Origin of the sequence: Photorhabdus hindustanensis, assembly GCF_002968995.1 — a bacterium.
GTDB classification, from domain to species: domain Bacteria; phylum Pseudomonadota; class Gammaproteobacteria; order Enterobacterales; family Enterobacteriaceae; genus Photorhabdus; species Photorhabdus akhurstii.
The window spans coordinates 1-772 of sequence record NZ_PUWT01000207.1 but is presented as its reverse complement, the minus strand read 5'-3'; the positions used below and the strand labels follow the sequence as shown (position 1 = coordinate 772).

The following is a 772-nucleotide window of genomic DNA, read 5'->3' as shown; positions in this document are numbered from 1 at the left end:
ATAGCCGCGATGTCCGAATGGGAACCCAGTGCGATGCGTCGCACTATCATTAACTGAATCCATAGGTTAATGAGGCGAACCGGGGGAACTGAAACATCTCAGTACCCCGAGGAAAAGAAATCAACCGAGATTCCCCCAGTAGCGGCGAGCGAACGGGGAGCAGCCCAGAACCAGCATCAGCCATAGCATCAGAGGAACGGTCTGGAAAGGCCGGCGAGAGAGGGTGACAGCCCCGTACTCGAAGGTGGCATGGCTGTGAGTTCGACGAGTAAGGCGGGACACGAGAAATCCTGTCTGAAGATGGGGGGACCATCCTCCAAGGCTAAATACTCCTGACTGACCGATAGTGAACCAGTACCGTGAGGGAAAGGCGAAAAGAACCCCGGCGAGGGGAGTGAAAGAGAACCTGAAACCGTGTACGTACAAGCAGTGGGAGCCCCACCACCAAAGCGTTTCGCTTTGCGTGGCGCACAAAATGCGTAACGTCATCTCAGATGACGGTTGGCGGAGCGGCAGCGACGCCCAACACACTAATCAAGCAGTGGAGCGTTTTGGGGTGGGGTGACTGCGTACCTTTTGTATAATGGGTCAGCGACTTATATTCTGTAGCAAGGTTAACCGTATAGGGGAGCCGCAGGGAAACCGAGTCTTAACTGGGCGAATGAGTTGCAGGGTATAGACCCGAAACCCGGTGAGCTAGCCATGGGCAGGTTGAAGGTTGGGTAACACTAACTGGAGGACCGAACCGACTAATGTTGAAAAATTAGCGGAT

The 772-nt window shown here is 54.3% G+C and carries 1 rRNA gene; it reads left to right on the top strand.

Annotated features, from left to right (window positions below):
* Positions 1 to 772: ribosomal RNA gene (locus C6H66_RS25375) — 23S ribosomal RNA — on the top strand; the annotation flags it as partial.